The following is a 17037-nucleotide window of genomic DNA, read 5'->3' on the forward strand; positions in this document are numbered from 1 at the left end:
ACAAGCCCTGACGAGCCTTCTCAGGCGCTCCTAGATCTGTGCAGTCCCTTCACAACAGGTCTACCGGAACCGGATCCCCGCCGTGGCGAACGTGGGGCGCGATGCCCTCATCGCGGGCTGGTCGTATCGGCTGCTCGCGCCGGCCAAGGCCGACAGGGCGCAAGCCGCGGTGTGGGCGGTCGCCGGCAGCATCGGTTATCAGGGCAACCTGCGCATACTGGCGATGTCGCGGGCGGGCGTGAAGCAGGAGAAGGGGGCTGGTGCCCGACCCGGCGCGGCACGAGGTTTATCACTCATCACCTTGGAGGGATCGCAGCCCTACGTGCCATCGGACGGGCTGCGCAGCATCGCCGCGTTCGACTTCGCCAGATCGATCACGTTGACTTGATGATGGGTGCCTGCACGGGCCTCAGCCCTTGACCGCGCCGCTGGTCAGGCCACCGACAATGAAGCGCTGCAAGAACTGGAACAGCACGAGCACAGGCAGCGCTCCGACCAGTGCGCCGGCGGCGAACAGCCCCCAGTTCTGGCCGAGTTTGTCGGAGACGAGTTGGTAGAGGCCGACGGCGAGCGTCTGCTGGTCGGGGTCGGTCAGGACCAGCCCGGCGATGACGAAGTCGTTCAGCGTCGCCACGAAGGAGAAGAGTCCGACGACCACCAGGATCGGGGCGACCAGCGGCAGCAGCACGCGGAAGAACACCTGCGCGTGCGAGGCGCCGTCGATCTGGGCGGATTCGTCCAGCTCCCTGGGGACGGTGTCGAAGAAGCCCTTCATCAGGTACGTGTTCACGCCCAGCGCCCCGCCCAGGTACACCATGACCAGGCCGAGCCTGCTGCCGAGGCCGATGGCGGGAAAGACGTCCTTGAGCGCCGACAGCAGCAGGAAGATCGCGACGTAGGCCAGGAGCTGCGGGAAGAGCTGGACGAAGACCAGCACGAGCAGCCCGGCCCTGCGTCCGGTGAAGGTGAACCTGGAAAAGGCGTAGGCGGCGCACGCGCCGAGGAAGACCGACCCAGCGGCCGTCGTCAAGCCGATGATCATGGAGTTGGCGAACCAGCTCGGGAACGGGTGCAGCGGGTCGGTGAAGAGCGCCAGGTAGTGCGCCGGGGTCGGCTCGGTGAACAGGTCGTTCGAGCCGGTCAGTGTGCCGCTCGGGTTGGTCGAGGCGGCGAGGACGAACAGCAGCGGGAACAGCGCCACGGCGACCGCCGCCACGCCGACGGCGTGGCGCCACCCGTACCTGAGGAACCAGCGGCCCATGTCAGCTCTCCTCCAGCCGGCGCGCCCTGCGGAACCCGGCGAGCGAGATCGCCGCGATGACGGCGAAGATGAGGATGGACACCGCGCAGGCCAGGCCGTAGTTCCTGGCGCTCCCGCCGAAGGCGAGCTTGTAGACCAGCGAGATGAGCAGATCGGTGGAGCCGATGTCGACCGGTGAGGACGCGTCCCTGGGGCCGCCGCCGGTGAGCATGTAGATCACGTTGAAGTTGTTGAAGGTGAAGGCGAAGGTGGCCACGAGCACGGGCGCGGTCGCGGCCAGCAGCATCGGCAGCTTGACGTGGCGCAGCACCCGCCAGGGGTTCGCGCCGTCGAGCTGCGCGGCCTCGGTGAGCGCCGGCGGGATGGCCTTCAGCGCGCCGGTGCAGATGAGGAACATATAGGGGAAGCCGATCCAGACGTTGACGGCGAGCACGCTGAGCTTGGCCAGCCAGGGGTCGGTGAGCCACGGCACGTGCCCGCCGCCGAGCAGGACGGCGTTGACGAAACCGTGGTCGGGGTTGAGCAGCCCCTGCCAGAGGATGGCCGCCATGAAGGCGGGGAAGGCATAGGGGAACACGATCAGGGAGCGGTAGGCCCGGTGCCCGCGCAGTCCCGGCCGGTCCAGCACCAGCGCGAGGCCCAGCCCGAGGGCGAACATCAGCCCGACCGACAGCCCGGCGAAGGCGAAGGTCCAGCCGAGCACGCCGAGGAACGGGCCTCTGATACCGGGATCGGTGAGGACTGTGCGGAAGTTCTCCAGTCCGACGAACACCTTCCAGCCGGGACTGAGCGCCCTCCCGTCGGGCGCCACGAACCGGCCGCGGCCGTCGTCACGATAGACAGTGCCGGTGCCGGCGGGGTCGGTGACGGTGCCCGCGCGTTCGTCGTAGCGAAGCGTCGAACGGTAGGTCGCCACTGTCACGGCGTCGGAGGTGCGCAGGCTGCCCTGGCCCGGCACCGGCACGCGCAGCGCGGTGATCTCCGCCTGCCGTGCCACGACCTCGGCGTACGTCAGCGGCCGCCACCCGTCCGGGGCCGCCCCCGGGATCAGCGGCCGCGTGGCGGAACCGACCCTGCCGCTCACCAGGAACCCCAGCTCGCCGTCCCGCTCGACGATCCGGACCGGCTGGACGGGCGACCCCGGCACCCTGACCTCGCTGGCCGCCAGGATCGCGGCCACCGCGTCCTGTTTGGTGCCGTTGTGGCCGTCGCCGTAGTTGGTGAAGGCCGCATAGCCGGTGTAGAGGACGACGTACACCTGGTAGAGGAGCAGCAGGACCACGCCCGGCGCGAGGTACTTCGCGGGGACGCGCCGTTTGCCGAGGTAGATGACGTTGATCGCGAGCGTGCCCGCCAGCATCGCGGCGAACGCCCACCACGAGCGCTGACCGGCGAGCGCCACCAGCCCGTAGACCGCGAACGCGTCCACCACGCCCAGCACCAGCGGCTTCACATACCTGTTCATCGGTCAGTTCGCGATCTTCGCTCGGATGCGGTCGGCGGCGTCCCTGGTCAGCTTCGCCGGATCGCCGTCCCCGGTGATGATCGCCAGTTGCGACAGACCCCAGTCGCCCCAGACCGCGTCCATGGCCGGGACGTTGGGCGCGGGGCTGCCGGCCAGCGCCGCCTCGGCGAATCCGGTCAGCACCAGGTCGCCGCGCAGCTCCTCGCGTAGGGAGGTCAGGGCCGGCGGCCGGCCACCCGCCGCGTACAGCTCGCGTTGCGCGTCGGGGGTGGCCAGGAAGTTCAGCAGGAAGTCGTTGGCCAGGATCGGGTTGGCCGACTTGGCGCTGACGTAGAAGCCCTGCACGCCGACGAACGGCCGGGCGGGCTGATCGCCCGCCGGGGGCACCGGTTCGACGGAGAAGGCCAGGCCGGACCTGGCCAGCGCGGGCGCGTCCCACGGCCCGGTGACCAGGTACGGGGTGCGACCCTCGCGGAAGGCGTCGGTGGCGATCTCGCCGCTCAGCGAAGTGGAGATCACCTTGGCTTCGGCCAGCCCGCGCAGGTAGGCGGCGAACGCCAGCCCGCCCTTGTCGTCGATCCCCAGCTCGCCGCCGTCGAACACGCTGGAGCCGAAGGAGGTCTGCAGCGGGTAGAGGTGGTAGGGCGAGCCCGCCTTGGGGTCGACGGGCAGCCCGACGGGGAAGTCCGCCTTGCCGTCGCGGACCAGCTTCTGACCGGCGGCGACCAGCTCGCCGAACGTCTGCGGCCGTTTCGGCGCGAGCTTGGTGTTCCGCAGCAGCGCCACGCTCTCGATCGCGTACGGCAGACCGTACGTCTGCCCTTCGTAGCGCATCGCGTCGAGCGCGAGTTTCGGGAAGGCCGCGGCGGTGGCGCCGAGGTCGATGGGGGCGACGACGCCGTTCTGGACGAGCTTGCCGAGCCAGTCGTGCGGCCCGGCGATCAGATCCGGGCCCTGGCCGGTGGGGGTCTGGGAGATGAAGTCGTCGCGGAGGCCGCCCATGCTCTTCTGCACGATCTTGACCCGGACGCCTCTGGCCTTCTGGAAGGCCGCGGCCAGGTCCTGCAGCGGTTTGGCGCGGCTGTCGTCGGCCCAGACGGTGAGGACGGCCGCCGCCTTCGCGGCGGGGGCGGGGGTGGCTGGGGTGGCGGTGGCGCAACCGGCGGCCAGCAGGGCCAGGCCGGTCACGGCCAGGATGGTCGTGCGCATGTGGGTGCTCCTCATGAGCCGTCGGTGCCTTGGTGCGGGTCGTGCTGGGCGCCGGGGTCGCTCCAGCCGTGGACGTGGACGACCAAGCGGCGGTCGCGGTCGTGCCTGAGCGGTTCGCTGACGGGCAGGCCGTCGGAGTTCAGCCCATCGCATCGCCAGCCCCTGCCGACCGAGCCGTTGAGCCCGAGCCCCCGGGGCAGCCGCCAGACGCCGTGGTGCACGCCGGGCGCGATCGGGGTGGTGACCAGGCCGGAGAAGTAGACGGTGTCGGCTTCTGGGGTGCCGGCGGGGGTGATGACCGTGACGTCGAGCGTCGCGGTGGGCTCGCCGTCCACGACGGACAGCTCGCGTTCGACGGTCAGGCCGCCCGTTGTGGCCCGCACCCGCGCGAGGCCGGGTGCGGTGGGGGTGAGCAGGGCTGTGCCCGCCGGCTTGAGCAGGGGCTCGGGGTCCCAGGAGAGGCCGGCGCCGAGCGCGGAGTACGTGCAGCCGTCGGCCCGCAGCGCGAGCGGCGCGACGTCCACGGCCTGGCCGACCGCGGCCACCTCGGCGTCAGGGGCGGGGGAGGGGACGGACAGCTCGACCGGCGGGCCCTCCGTCCCGAACAGGTGCAGCAGCGCGTCGGCCGCCCGGATCGCCCACGCGCTCTCGTGGTGCGGGGCCGCCGGGTCGTGCCGGTAGCGCAGCTCGGCGTCCGGGCGGTAGCCGAGCCCGATGAGCTGCTCGGCCAGTTCCCGGGCGTGGTGGACGGTGATGAGGCCCTCCATCCCGCCGATGTCCAGCCACACCCGGCGCGGCCCCCGTTCGGTGAAACGCCGGTAGACGGGCGTCTCCTCCAGCGTCTGCGGGTCGACGAACACCAGGAACGGCGACATGATCGCCGCCAGCCCGAACACCTCGGGCCGCCGGAAGGCCAGGTGGTAGCTGACCAGGCCGCCCATCGACGAGCCCATGACCGCCGTCCGCTCGGCCGCGCCGGTCACCGCGTACCGCGAGCGGATCAGCGGCATCAACTCGTCGATCAGGAAGTCCTCGTAGGACTGCCCGGCGAGCCTGCCGTACGGGTCGCGGGGGTAGGGCGCGATGTGGGAGTACTCCGCGCCGCGAGCCTCGCCCGCGTTGGACACCCCGACCGCGACCAGCGGCGGCAGTGTCCCGGTGGTGATCAGGGCGTCGAGCGTCTCGTCCAGGCGCCAGCTCGGCTCCAGCCCGGCCGCCGCGAACAGGTGCTGTCCGTCGTGCAGGTACACCACCGGGTAGGGGCCGTCCGCGGGGTCGTAGCCGGGCGGCAGGTAGACGAAGACGTCACGCGCGTTCCCGAGTGCGGCGGAGTGGATGCCGCGCAGAATGTCGATCATGCTTCGAGCTCCCAGACGTGGAAGGCGGGCCCGTCGGCGGGCATGGGCGCTCCCGGGCGCAGGTCGGGGCCGCCGGTGAGGCAGGCTCCTGCCGCGGGGGCGCGGAACGGTTCGTGCGCGGCCCTGCTGACCTGGATGAGCAGTGTCTGTCCCGGCGTGGCCCGCTCGTAGACGAGGGTGTCGGCGTCGGCGTGCAGCCAGCGCAGGCCGCCGGTGCGCAGGGCCTCGTGCGAGCGGCGCAGCCCCACCAGGTCGCGGTAGAGCCGGTGGGTTCCGTGGTCCCAGCGGGCGGTGTCCCAGGGGAAGGGACGGCGGCCGTCCTCCAGATGCACCCCCTCGACCCCGACCTCGTCACCAGCGAAGATCATCGGCAGGCCCGGTAGCGTGAGCAGCAACGCGGCGCCCAGATGCTGGTGCTCGCGCCCGGCGATCGACCGGAACCTGGCCGTGTCGTGCGAGTCGAGCAGCGTCAGGTTGTGGGTATAGGCCCGCCACGGGACGAGCGCGGCGTAGCGGCGCATCACCTCCGCCACGTCCGCGCCGCCGTACTGCGGGATCGGACCGGGCACGCCCCAGAACTCAGTGGAGCGTTCCCGTGCCAGCCATGACCAGACGGGCCGGGCGAAACCGGCGTAGGACATCGTGCCGTGCCAGCCGGTGCCGCGCAGTGCGCTGGAGGCGTCGAACTGGTGCTCTGCCAGCAGCAGCGCGTCGCCCACTGTGGCTCGCGTCAGCCTGGCGACCTGGTCGTTCAGCTCGACCCCGCCGTGGCGGCCCGCCGACTGGGCGACGTCCACCCGCCAGCCGTCGAGGCCGAACTCGTGCAGATAACGGGCGATCACCGAGCCTGGGCCGTCGTAGAGGCGGCGGCGCAGTGTGGCGGAACGATGATCGAACTTGGGCAGCGTCCTGACGCCGGCGAAGGTGGCGTAGTCGGGCCCGTCCACGTAGTAGAAGTCCTCGCGTACAGGACTGCCCTCGGCGAACCACTCGTGGCCGTCGCCCGAGTGGTTGAGCGTGATGTCGCCGATGACGCGCATGCCGCGGAGGTGGGCCGCATCGGTCAGCGCGCGCAGCGCCTCGTCGCCGCCGAGTAGTGGATCCACTCTGTCGAAGGTGGTCGCGTCGTAGCGGTGGTTGGAACGGGCGGGGAAGAACGGCGTCAGATACAGCAGGTTCGCACCCAGGTCGGCGATGTGGTCGAGGCGGTCGGTCACGCCCCACAGGTCTCCGCCGTAGACCTGCTGCAACGCGCCGTCTCTGCCCCAGGGGATCGGGTCGTCCCAGTCAGCCCGCCGTACCCACGCGGGGTCGGGCCCATGGTCTCTGCCTGAGCGGGCGAAACGGTCGGGGAAGATCTGGTAGATCACCGAGTCGGCGGCCCATGCGGGCGGGGGCGGGTAGGCGGTCAGCACGAAGTCGGTGGTGTCCGGCACGTCCAGCGGCGACAGCCCAGCAGCGGTCAGCCACAGCGGGCCGGTCGCGGTCTGCAGCAGGAAACGGTAGCCGCACTCCGGGTTCACCATCTTGACCGTGGCGCGCCACCAGATCTCGGAACCGGTGACCCGGTCGGCCGTCGCCTCGGCGAACCGGGGCTCGCCGTCCGGCGTGGTACGCACGTGGACTTGCCGCACGTCCAGATCGAGCGAGGTACGCAGGAACACCTGAACGTGATCACCGAGTGACGGCGACGAATCACTGACGTACAGCGGCGACCCGTCGTGGTGCGCCCGGGTGTTGCAGAGTGTTCTTCGATGCCCCATGCTGTTAATGCTCCAAAATGCGCTGTTCACCAGGTCAGATGTGTCGCGAGCTTAGGAGCCGTGGAAACAGCGCCGCAACACTTCGAAACATGTTTCACCGGATTCTCGAAGGGTCCCCCATGCCTCGACCATCCGTGCGGACGATCGCCACCCGCGTGGGAGTGAGCGCCGCGACGGTCAGCAGGGTGCTCAACGGCCGGCCCGGCGTCTCGGAGGAACTGCGGGCCAAGGTCCTGCGGGGCATGCGGGAACACGGCCTGATCGCACCCGCAGCTGAGCCGTTCGTCGGCATCATCGTCCCCGAGTTGGACAATCCGGTCTTCCCGCTGCTGGCAGGCGCCATCGAGGCCAAGCTCGGCAGCCACGGCGTCACCGCGCTGATCGGCAGCTCCACCGCCAAGGGCCCTACCGAGCTCGACTACATCTCCGCCCTGGTACGGCGGGGCATCCAAGGCCTGGTCCTCATCTCGGGACGACACGCCAACCCGGCCGCCGACCATAGCTTCTACTGGCAGCTCCACCAACAGCGCATCCCCATGGTGCTGGTAGGCGGCCAGGTGCCCGACCTCCCGGTCTCCACGGTCACCACCGACGAGGCGGCGGGCGCGGCGATGGCGGTGGCACACCTGCGCGAACTCGGCCATGAGCGGATCGGGCTGGCTGGCGGTCAGGGCTATCTGCGGCCCTCGCAGAACCGGCTGACAGGCTGGCGCCGGGAAATGCGACGCTCGTTCGGCTCAGTGGACGACATGCTGCATGTCGAGTCGGACTACTCGCTGACCGGCGGTCACGCAGCCGCCCGGCGGCTGCTGGCAGTCGGCGCGACGGCGCTGATCGCAGGAAGCGACCTGATGGCGCTGGGTGCGGTCGCGGCCGTCCGCGAGGCCGGGCTGGCAGTTCCGGGCGAGGTGTCAGTCGTCGGATACGACGACTCCTACCTGGCCGTGCACGGCGACCCGGCGCTGACGACCGTACAGCAACCGGTGGAGGCGATGGCGGCTGCGGTGGCGACGGCGATGTGGCAGTCGCTGCAGGGGTATCACGCCCCACACGTGGATCACGTTTTCGCGCCGCGCCTGGTGGTCAGATCCTCGACGGGCAAAGCCCGCGACCTGTAGGCCCCCGACCCGGGAGCTGCAGCGGCCCGCCGCTGCCCCGCGCCGACGGCCGCCCCAGCGGCATGGCCTGGTCGAAACCATTACCGAGGTGTGCGGCGGCAACTCTGAAGACCGCTGCGCGGTCCTTGTCCCAAACGACGCGGCTGAACGCCTGGCGTTCGGAGATCTCGGCGAGTGTGAGCGCTGGGACCGGTTGAGCCAGACACTCAAGACCGCTGGAGTAGTCCGGCCGCCCGCCTCCAAGAAGCAGCACCGGGATCCTTGGAAGGACGTTCACGACGGGATCCTGGATTGGCTGCGAAGGGACTCCCGCCGCAGGCTTCTCATACTGCTGGACGAGTGCGACGAATTCTTTGAATCGGATTACTCCAACGTGGCCAATTTTCGCGAGACCAAGAGGCTCAAAGAACTCGTACTGGAGTCGGACGGGCGGGCGAGAATGGTCTTCGCCGGACTGCATTCCGTGCAGCGTTTCGCCAAACTCGCGAGTACGGGCCCTTCAGCCACATCGGCAAGGCGATAGTCGTCGGTCCGCTGCGCCCGAAGCACGCCTTCGACCTAATCACACGCCCGCTCGGCGCTCTAGGGTTCTCGTTCGAGGCGCCGGAACTCGTGCATCGCGTCCTGAACCACTGCACCTATCAGCCCTACCTCCTGCAGATGTTCGGCAGCCGGCTGATCGAAGCCATGCACGAAAGGCGCACGAAGGACCTTGGCGGCCCGCCCTGTTCGATCACGAAGAGGTTGTGGAGGCTGTGGAGTCCGATACAGAGCTGCGCCATGACATCATCGGCGCATTCCGCGGGACGCTCATCCTCGACCCACGTTACAACGTCATCGCCAACGTGCTCGCGCATTACGCGTACGAGAACGAGCTCGACGCCCTCATGTCCGACACTCAACTCGTCGAAGAATGTCAGGCATGGTGGCCGGAGGGATTCGCCAAGCTCTACGCCGAGGCATTTCGCTCCTACCTGTCAGAGCTCGTCGGTCTTGGGGTGCTGCGGCCCGATACCGACGGAGTCGGATGGCGCCTGCGTTCGCCCAACGCGCTGAGCATGATCGGCACGAGCGAGGAGGTCGAAACCGAACTGGTTCGCGCGAAGACGGAATCGGTCCCACCTGAGGTCATCGCCCGACAGACCCGACGGACGCTGATCGACGGCGCCCGATGGCCGATCACCATCTCGCAGGTGAATGATCTGCTCGGAGATCACATCAACCAGGTGCGCCTGGTCCTTGGCTCGGGCGCGACCGGAATCGAGAACGTGACAGCGACCATGAGCGAGGTCGTACGCGAACACGGCGAGAGGTTCCAATACGTTGTCGCAGGTGGTCGCCGGGACTTCACCGAGGCGTTGACCATCGGCACCCCTGGCCGACGGCGGCTCATCCTGTCTGACCTGGCCGCGAACGGCACCAAGCCCGAAGGCTGCTGGGAGAGCCTGTCCAGCGCGATCCACATGCGTCCGGTAACAAGCGGAGTGACCCGCTCAGTGATCCTGGTCGCGGACACCACCACCCAGCCCAAAGGACGCCAGGTTGTCCACGCACTGCGGCTCCCGCCACAATCTCCGGGCCGACGCTGGCGGTGCCGGCTAAGAGGTGGCCCAGGTTTCTCTCCTGATTTGGCGCCACGGCCATGCGACACGAGGGTCCTGGTGGGCCTGCGGTCCGTGCGCCGCACCCCGCCTAACTTCTTGCGGGTGACCTGCTCGTCCTTGGGCAACGTTCTCACGGACGGGCAGGCGGAACGATCAGATGCCGAGCACGGCCGAGGCCAGCTCTGTGCCCTCCAGCCGGGCCCGGATCTTGGCGAACGCCGTCTCCCGTGAGGTGGAGGTGTCGTCGGCGAACGGCGCGAACCCGCAGTCGTCACAGGTGCCCAGCCGGTCGGCGGGCAGGTGGCGGGCGGCGGTCAGGACGCGGTCGCGGACCTCCTCGGCGGTCTCGACACGCGGGTCCACCGGGTCGATCACGCCAACGAAGATCCGCGCGTCGGCTGGCAGGTGTTCGGCGGCGACCGCCAGGACCTTGTCCGGGTCGGCCTCGCTGGCCAGTTGGAGGTAGAAGTTGCCCGCCTTGAGCCGGAACAGCTGGGGCAGCAGGGCCGCATAGTCGACGTCGAGGCTGTGGGTGGAGTCCTGGTCGCCGCCGGGGCAGGTGTGCACCCCGATGCGCGCGCGTTCTGCGTCGGTGAAGCGCTCCAGCACGCTGTTGTTGAACGCGACGAAGTCGTCCAGCACTCCGCCGCTGGGGTCGAGCTTGAGCGAGAGCCGGCCTTCGGTGAAGTCGAGTTGCACCACGTGCGCCCCGGCCTCCAGGCAGCCGCGGATGTCGGCCTCGGCCTGGTCGGCCAGGTCGGCCAGGAACGCCTCGCGCGGGTAGCCGTCGATGCCCTCGCCCGGGTAGAGCAGGCTCAGCGCCGACGGCGCGATGACGGCCTGCTTGACCGGCACGCTCGCGTGGCGCTGGGCGGCGCGCAGGTAGCGCTCGGCGTGGACCTGGTAGCGGAACGGTCCGGCCGTCAGCCGGGGCAACTGCCGCTGGTGCCCGTCGGCGAAGGGGATCACCACGCCGTCCGGGACGAGCCCGTCGAGCCCGGCGATCGGGTAGGTGGCGAAGCTGGGCTTGGCCTGCTCGCCGTCGGTGACCACCGGCGAACCCAGCTCTTGGAGACGGTGGACGGTGTCGCGGACGGCCTGTTCCTGCGCCTCGGCCAGCGCGGACGCTCCCTCGGCCGGTTCGGAGGCTGCGATGGCCAGCAGGGCAGGCGGGCGGGGGATGCTGCCGATCGGCTCGGTGGGCAGTGACATGATGACAGCGTAGATAACGACGCGTATCTGATCAATCGCTTCCCGTACGCGCGGTCGCCCAATTCGCGGACCACGAGGTTGAGGAACCGCCGGACAGCCGTAAGCACCTGCGCGGTGACGATGTCGCTGACGCCGAACCGCCCCCTGGTCGCAGCACCCGGACGCTCGCCACTGCCTCCAGCCAGACCGACTCGGTAGCGTCATCTGTCACATCAAGCCGTGCGGAGGTGGTCATGCCGGTCCTGGCCTTCCCCGGCGCGCACGGCGCGGATGCCTCTGCCGGCGACCTGGACGAGCGTGCCACCGTCGCCGGAGCCGTCGACCGCTTCCTCGACTCCCTGCCCACGGCCACCACCCGCCGCAGCTACGCCCGCACCCTGACCCGGCTGGCCACCGTGGCCGGCCCCGGCATCCGGTCGCCGAGCTCGACTGCGACGACTACGCCGCGGTGATGGCCACCTGGGACACCACCGCGGCGGCCACCTGGAACCGGCACCTGTCCGCGCTGATCTCCTGCACCACCTGGGCCCAGCGCCAGGACCTGCTGGCCACCAACCCGGCCCGCCGCCTGCTGTGCCGCAAGACACCTCAGCGCGGTGACCGCGCCATCCCGGCCGTGCGGTTGGAGAAGCTCTTCACCGATGACCGCCATCCGCTGCGCGAGCGGGTGCTGTGGCGACTGCTGTATGAGACCGCGGCCCGGGCGGAGGAGATCTTGCCGCTCGACGTCGAGGACCTCGATCTGGAGTTCCGGTGCGCCCGCGTGCGCTCCAAGGGCGGCGCCATCGAGTACGTGCACCGGGCCACAGCCACAGCCCGCCTGCTACCCCGCCTACTCGCCGGCCGCACCGCCGAGCATGATCCGGCGGCACGCCGAGGCAGGCGCCGAACCCGGACGTCGCAAGCACGCGGTGTGTTTCTGGCGTGCTCCGGCCGTACCCCAAGTCCGGCAGGAGGGCGTCTCAGCCTTCCTGCGACACCTCTCCATCCTGCGGCGGCGGCAAGCGACGCAACCACGTTCGCGCGCTTCGGAGCGGGTGCCGGAAGAGCTGATCGCGGCGTGGACGCTGCTGAAGCGACGGTGGCGAGCTGCCCGTGCTTGGCATCGTGGGGACGAGGCGAAATGCCGTGGAGCTGAGCCGGGTCCGGACCTTATGGTCGAAGGGCATTGGCAGCAGGTGCTTCGAGGCGCGTGGTCTGGTGGGTGCGATGGTGGCGGTCGACTGGTTCGAGGGTCCGCGTGAGGCGCTGGCCGGCCTGTTCGAGCTTGCGGACGACTCACCCGCGGCGGTGAGCCGGTACCGCGAGCTGGGGCGGGTGCTGGTGGCCCGAGACGGCGTGACCGTCATCGGCCACCTGCAGCTCATCGCGGGTGAGCGAGCTGGGGAGGCGGAGGTCAAGAGCCTTGCGGTTCGCGAGGATCGTCAAGGCGCTGGGGTCGGTCGGATGCTCGTGGAGCGCGCGGTGGCGGTCTGCCGGCAGGAGCATCGGCCGACGCTTCTGGTCGCGACCGCGGCTGCCGATACGCGCGTGCTGGGCTTCTATCAGCGGCTCGGGTTTCGGCTGTTGCGCGTGGAACGGGATGTCTTCACCCCACAGGCCGGCTATCCCGCGATGGAGGTGGACGGCATTCCACTGCGGGACCAGGTCTGGCTCTCCCTTGACCTGCAAGGCTCGGCCCGCGCGGGAACGGCTGCGGCGACGGGGCTTCGCGTGACGCGACACACCGAGCGCCTGGACGAGCTCGCCGCGTTCTACCGCGACGGTCTCGGGCTGACCGAGATCGGCCGCTTCCGCGATCACGACGGCTGTGACGGGGTGTTGCTCGAGGTACCGGGAACCGGCACCCACCTTGAGCTGACCACCGGTGGCGGTCATGGGGCTCCCTCGCCGCATCCGCAATCGCTGCTCGTGCTCTACCTGGGCGAGGAGAAGGCAGTGCGGGCCGCCGCGAGCCGCCTTGCCGCCGATCCCGTTACACCCGCGAACCCGTACTGGGCCGCGCACGCGACAACGTTTCAGGACCCCGACGGCTTCCAGGTCGTCCTGGTACCCGAGCACTGGGAGCCCGGCAAGGTCGCGCGATGACCGTGCTGACGATGCCGATCCTTACCTGCGCGGCGCCACGACGCTGCTCGCCTCCTGGGAGGAGCACGCCCGCGGAGCGGCCGACGCGGCGGTCCTTCGCTTGCCCGGCGTCGCCACGGCATGCTCGGGAGCGGAGCATCGCGTGTCCGCCCTAAGGGTTGGGGGAGGTCCCGCCTCACAGGAGCCGTCCGGCAGGAGCTCGGTCACGGGGCGGCGGGGAGCGCGGGGCACCATCTCGCCGTATCCCAGGCGCATGATCATCTGGGGGTGGCCGCGCCGGTGGTGCGGGTCTCGCCGTCGCCGCATGTCACGCAGGTCGAGGGGCTGGTTGAGGTACGAGGCCGAGACCCAGTGCCCGGTCGCCACCAGGAGCACCCGCTGAAGTGCTTGCCCTGCGCGCAGCCAGTCCAGCGGCTCGTCGCCGGCGGTGGTGAGGACCGCGAGCTGCGGACGGGGCTCGAAGCGCGCGCTGCCGATCCGGCGGCCGTAGTCGCGGACGGGGTCCACGTCGCCGGTCGCGACCGGTCCCTGCACGTACGAGGGCACGCCGTGGCCGCCCGTCCAGGCGGCCAGCTCGGCCAGGTACTCCTCGTCGCGGGCCAGCTCGTCCTGTGCCAGGGCCGCGTAGTCGAGCAGGTCGGCGGAGGAGCGCTCGTCCAGGAAGGACAGCCTGGCGCCCTCCAGGGTCGCCGCGACGCGCATCTCGCTCAGCACCGGCGCCGGGATGAGCCGGTCGCTGAACGGGGTTCTGTTGGTGCGCCGGATGGGGATGAGGCCGTACAGGTGGCGTTCGTCCGACGTCGCCGGGGCATGCGCGCCGATCGTGACGCGGGCCAGCAGGTCCGGTGCGCGCTGGGGTTCAGGCAGCAGGCGTACGACTGGGCTGCGACCGGTGGCCCGGGCCGCGATACGGAGGTTGAAGAGCGCGGCGCCGCAGCTGACGTGCAGGGAGCGGCCGCGGGGGTCGCTGACCCGCAACCAGCGGTCCCAGTCGGCGAGCAGGTCTATGACGTCCCCATGGCGTACGGTGAAGCGCCACGGCTGGGTGTTGAGCACCGAAGGCGCCTCTCCGGCCGCCACGAGCAGCCGCCTGACGGCGAGGTCGGTGGTGAGTGCAGTGGTCATGACGCACCTCCTTGGAACCCACGCTGTCCTCCGCCCCCGCGAGGCGGCAGGGCCAGAAGTCCCGCCGAACGTCTCACAACGGGCATTCGCGCCGGCGGCGTCAAGGCAGGGTCCGCCTCAGGACGAAGCCCCGTGAGTGACGCCTCTGGATGGCCCGCGCCGTCTGGACGACGATGAAGTCAGGCAGTCGGAACGGAGTTCGTCATGAATCGCGGGCTCGGAGTGGTGGTGGGCTCCGAGAAGTCGCCGTCGGCGGTGCGGCACCTCATCCGGGGCGCGGCCGAGGTTGCGGCCCGGGGCTGCCGCTGACCGTGTGTCGCGCGTGGGAACGGCCTCATCACGAGTGGACCGGTGAACTGGGGCCGCTCGACTTGGCACGCAGACCGGCGCAGCGCCGGGTCAAGGAGACGTGGAGTTCGTCGACGAGCCGATGCGCCCGGCCCTGCTGGGGGCGGCGCGGCGGGCGACCCTGCCGGGGGTGGGGGCTCGCCGGCCTGGGGGAGGCGCGCGGGCTGCTGCTCGGCTCGGTGAGCCAGACGGTGGTGCATGGTGCGGCATGTCCCGTCGCCGTGGTGCACGGGCTGTGAACCGCCGGGATCCTCAGTGCTTGTGCGCTTCGGCCAGGGCCTTGATGGTGATCAGCTGCCTGCGCGTCACCAGGAAGTCCGCCGACTCCGACAGCAGCAGGTAGACCAGCCCGCGGAGGCCGGGGCGGCAGCGGATGCGGAGCCGGAACAGCAGGCGGCTGTGCTCCTCCGTGCCGAGCAGCACGATCGCCCAGCTCACGGTCACGTGGAAGGCCCGGACGGCGAGCACGATCTCACGTCCGGGGACGATACGTTCCACCGTGTAGCCGATGCCCGACGGAGGAGTGCGCAGCAGGTCGCCCACCTCCAGTCGCTGCAACTCCGGGACGATGCGATCCGCGCTGGGACGGCCGTCGTTGGTGATGTGGTCGTAGGCGTACCAGCCCGCCCGGGGATGGCCGCCCATCTGCACGAGCCATGGCCACACGGCCTCGGGAGGGGCGTTGACGCTGATGGCGCGGGTGGCGCCGATGTGCGGTCGCGGGACGATGTCGTCGCCGGGCAGCGGACGGGCCGCTTCGCCCTCGGTGGCGCCCCAGCGCAGCAGCCCGGGGCGGACGAGCAGCAGATAGGCGGCCGCTCCGGCGGCTTGCAGGAGAAGCATCGGTCGGAGCAGGCGGCGGAATGCGTGGCAGGCGTCCATGTCTCGATGGCACCAGGTCCGGTGGGCCGAGGGCAGGGGCGAAAGGCGGTGACCGGGGGCCGATGGTCCCGACATGGCTTCCCCGCCACCGGCACGTACGGCTGATGGCGGGGAAGAGGTGCGGTCAGACCTGTGGTGGTACGTACTGCTCGTCCTGCGGGTGGCGTTCGACCTGGATGGACCACTCGGCGGCGGCAGCGGCCATGGCGGCCACGGCCGTGACGACGGGGGCGGCGATGAACGCCACCACGCCGACCGCGAGGGGGACTTCCATCACCGTGTGCCCGTGCGAGTCCTTGACGATGATCCTTTGGACGTTGCCTTCGTGAATCAGGGTCTTGACCTTGTCGGCGAGCTCGCTGCCGTGGACCTTGACCTCTTCGCGGGTGACTGTCATCTCGCTGCTCCCCATCTTCGGCTTCTCCCAGCATTCCGGCGGCGGGGGCGTGCGAGCAGAGGCCAAGGTCCTGCTCCAGTAGGGGCGATCAGCCCGCCGCCGACAGCGCGGTGCCGGGCCGCCGAGGGCACGCCGTCGTGGACGGCGACGTCCAGGCTCGGGCCGTTCGGGTACTGCTCGCGCAGCGCCGCCTCGACCTCCTGGCGCAGGTCCTCGTCCGTACGGGCGAGCATGGCCATCAGGTCGCGGCGGCTGACCATGCCGGCGATCCGCGAGCCGTTCACAACGGGCGGGCTCTTGACCCGCTTGCCGACCATGAGGTCGATGGCGACGGTGACGTCGGTGGTCTCGGTGACGGTGACGACGTCGCGGGTCATGACGTCCATGACGCGGCGGGGGAGCGGGACGTGGCGGCCGGGCGGACGGTGACCGCCGGGCTGCTCATGACCTCGCGGACGAGCGTCGCTATCCGGCCTCCCACTTGGAGTCGTCGGTCTTCCAGGTCAGCTTGTCGACGACGTCGACCACGCCGTTGACCCGGCTGGTCATGCGGACGGCGATGCCGGCCTCGGTGCGGCGGTCCATCCAGCCGGACAGCGTCACGACTCCCTGACGCACCTCTACCCGCACGCCGGCGGTGTCCACCCACAGCTTCTGGTCGAGGATCTCGTCGCGCACCTCGGCGGCGATCTCCTCGTCGGGACGCAGGAACAGCTTGACCAGGTCGCGGCGGCTGACGATGCCCTGGAGGCGGCCGTCGCGGTCGACCACGGCGAGGCGCTTGACGTCATGGGCGTCCATGAGGCGGGCGGCCGAGACCGCGGACGCCTCGGGGGAGACGCTGATCGCCGGGCTCGTCATCAGTTCGGCGGCGGTGTCGCCGTCGGCCTTCTGGCGTCCCTTGGGGTGGCGCAGCCGGGCGCGCAGCGGGGGACGGTAGCCCTCGCGGTAGAACTGCTCGCGGAACTCCTCCTTGCGCAGCAGGTCGGCCTCGGACACCATGCCGACCACGTGCTGCTCGTCGTCGACGACGGGGACGGCGCTGATGCCGCCGGTGATGAGCGCTTCGGCGATGTCCTTGAACGGGGTGGCGGGGGTGACGGACACGACCTTTCCGGTCATCACGTCCGCGACGGTCATCTTCATGGGGTCGGCTCCTTCCGGGGGCTTCGTTTCTGTCCTCAGCACAACTCGGGTCAAGCCGGGC

General features: G+C 70.3%; 18 protein-coding genes. 7 read left to right on the forward strand and 11 right to left on the reverse strand.

Going from position 1 to position 17037, the window contains the following annotated elements:
* Positions 1-82 precede the first annotated feature (82 nt).
* A complete protein-coding gene (locus ACFYUV_RS09590; protein WP_387666836.1) occupies positions 83-388 on the forward strand; it encodes a hypothetical protein in 306 nt (101 codons plus the stop codon).
* Positions 389-409: 21 nt separating this feature from the next.
* Here the strand turns inward: ACFYUV_RS09590 and ACFYUV_RS09595 are convergent, their stop codons facing one another.
* Genes ACFYUV_RS09595 through ACFYUV_RS09615 form a run of 5 tightly spaced genes read right to left on the reverse strand, consistent with a single transcriptional unit; the run spans position 410 to position 6957 of the window.
* Complete coding sequence (locus ACFYUV_RS09595; RefSeq protein ID WP_387666838.1) at positions 410-1261, reverse strand: sugar ABC transporter permease; 852 nt, start codon at positions 1259-1261, stop codon at positions 410-412.
* A 1-nt stretch (position 1262) separates the two neighbouring features.
* Positions 1263-2726, reverse strand: coding sequence for an ABC transporter permease subunit (locus ACFYUV_RS09600; RefSeq protein WP_387666840.1), 1464 nt, complete (start codon positions 2724-2726; stop codon positions 1263-1265).
* Between the two features lie 3 nt (positions 2727-2729).
* Positions 2730-3935 carry an extracellular solute-binding protein gene (locus ACFYUV_RS09605; protein WP_387666843.1) on the reverse strand — a complete coding sequence of 402 codons (1206 nt, stop codon included), beginning with the start codon at positions 3933-3935 and terminating at the stop codon, positions 2730-2732.
* 11 nt (positions 3936-3946) lie between these two features.
* On the reverse strand, positions 3947-5293 hold the full coding sequence (locus tag ACFYUV_RS09610) for an alpha/beta hydrolase (RefSeq protein WP_387666846.1): 1347 nt from the start codon (positions 5291-5293) through the stop codon (positions 3947-3949).
* Positions 5290-6957 (reverse strand): glycoside hydrolase family 13 protein, encoded by a 1668-nt coding sequence (locus tag ACFYUV_RS09615; protein ID WP_387666849.1) that lies wholly within the window; start codon positions 6955-6957, stop codon positions 5290-5292. The genes ACFYUV_RS09610 and ACFYUV_RS09615 overlap by 4 nt, the downstream gene beginning before the upstream one ends.
* A 218-nt stretch (positions 6958-7175) precedes the next feature.
* Between ACFYUV_RS09615 and ACFYUV_RS09620 the strand changes: the two genes are divergently transcribed.
* On the forward strand, positions 7176-8174 hold the full coding sequence (locus tag ACFYUV_RS09620; protein ID WP_387666851.1) for a LacI family DNA-binding transcriptional regulator: 999 nt from the start codon (positions 7176-7178) through the stop codon (positions 8172-8174).
* 746 nt (positions 8175-8920) lie between these two features.
* Positions 8921-10009 carry a hypothetical protein gene (locus ACFYUV_RS09625; RefSeq protein ID WP_387666854.1) on the forward strand — a complete coding sequence of 363 codons (1089 nt, stop codon included), beginning with the start codon at positions 8921-8923 and terminating at the stop codon, positions 10007-10009.
* Here the strand turns inward: ACFYUV_RS09625 and ACFYUV_RS09630 are convergent.
* Complete coding sequence (locus ACFYUV_RS09630; protein WP_387666856.1) at positions 9932-10990, reverse strand: cobalamin-independent methionine synthase II family protein; 1059 nt, start codon at positions 10988-10990, stop codon at positions 9932-9934. The genes ACFYUV_RS09625 and ACFYUV_RS09630 overlap by 78 nt on opposite strands.
* A gap of 233 nt (positions 10991-11223) precedes the next feature.
* Here ACFYUV_RS09630 and ACFYUV_RS09635 point away from each other — a divergent pair, with 233 nt between their 5' ends.
* From ACFYUV_RS09635 to ACFYUV_RS09645, 3 genes are all read left to right on the forward strand, one after another.
* Positions 11224-11442 carry a hypothetical protein gene (locus ACFYUV_RS09635; protein ID WP_387666859.1) on the forward strand — a complete coding sequence of 73 codons (219 nt, stop codon included), beginning with the start codon at positions 11224-11226 and terminating at the stop codon, positions 11440-11442.
* Positions 11442-12128 carry a tyrosine-type recombinase/integrase gene (locus ACFYUV_RS09640; protein ID WP_387666862.1) on the forward strand — a complete coding sequence of 229 codons (687 nt, stop codon included), beginning with the start codon at positions 11442-11444 and terminating at the stop codon, positions 12126-12128. The genes ACFYUV_RS09635 and ACFYUV_RS09640 overlap by 1 nt, the downstream gene beginning before the upstream one ends.
* A 71-nt stretch (positions 12129-12199) precedes the next feature.
* Positions 12200-13078, forward strand: coding sequence for a GNAT family N-acetyltransferase (locus ACFYUV_RS09645; RefSeq protein ID WP_387666864.1), 879 nt, complete (start codon positions 12200-12202; stop codon positions 13076-13078).
* Positions 13079-13099: 21 nt separating this feature from the next.
* Here the strand turns inward: ACFYUV_RS09645 and ACFYUV_RS09650 are convergent, their stop codons facing one another.
* Positions 13100-14203, reverse strand: coding sequence for an Acg family FMN-binding oxidoreductase (locus ACFYUV_RS09650; protein ID WP_387666867.1), 1104 nt, complete (start codon positions 14201-14203; stop codon positions 13100-13102).
* Between the two features lie 527 nt (positions 14204-14730).
* Here ACFYUV_RS09650 and ACFYUV_RS09655 point away from each other — a divergent pair.
* A complete protein-coding gene (locus tag ACFYUV_RS09655; protein ID WP_387667483.1) occupies positions 14731-14790 on the forward strand; it encodes a hypothetical protein in 60 nt (19 codons plus the stop codon).
* A 13-nt stretch (positions 14791-14803) separates the two neighbouring features.
* Here the strand turns inward: ACFYUV_RS09655 and ACFYUV_RS09660 are convergent, their stop codons facing one another.
* The 4 genes from ACFYUV_RS09660 to ACFYUV_RS09675 form a co-directional block, all read right to left on the reverse strand.
* Entirely contained in the window at positions 14804-15394 is a 591-nt protein-coding gene (locus tag ACFYUV_RS09660) for a hypothetical protein (protein WP_387666870.1), read from the reverse strand.
* Positions 15395-15557: 163 nt separating this feature from the next.
* Complete coding sequence (locus ACFYUV_RS09665; protein WP_387666872.1) at positions 15558-15830, reverse strand: DUF4342 domain-containing protein; 273 nt, start codon at positions 15828-15830, stop codon at positions 15558-15560.
* Positions 15827-16207 (reverse strand): CBS domain-containing protein, encoded by a 381-nt coding sequence (locus ACFYUV_RS09670; RefSeq protein ID WP_387666875.1) that lies wholly within the window; start codon positions 16205-16207, stop codon positions 15827-15829. The genes ACFYUV_RS09665 and ACFYUV_RS09670 overlap by 4 nt, the downstream gene beginning before the upstream one ends.
* A gap of 88 nt (positions 16208-16295) precedes the next feature.
* On the reverse strand, positions 16296-16976 hold the full coding sequence (locus tag ACFYUV_RS09675) for a CBS domain-containing protein (protein ID WP_387666878.1): 681 nt from the start codon (positions 16974-16976) through the stop codon (positions 16296-16298).
* Positions 16977-17037: the final 61 nt, after the last annotated feature.

The organism is Nonomuraea sp. NPDC003560 (assembly GCF_042878785.1).
Lineage (GTDB): Bacteria > Actinomycetota > Actinomycetes > Streptosporangiales > Streptosporangiaceae > Nonomuraea.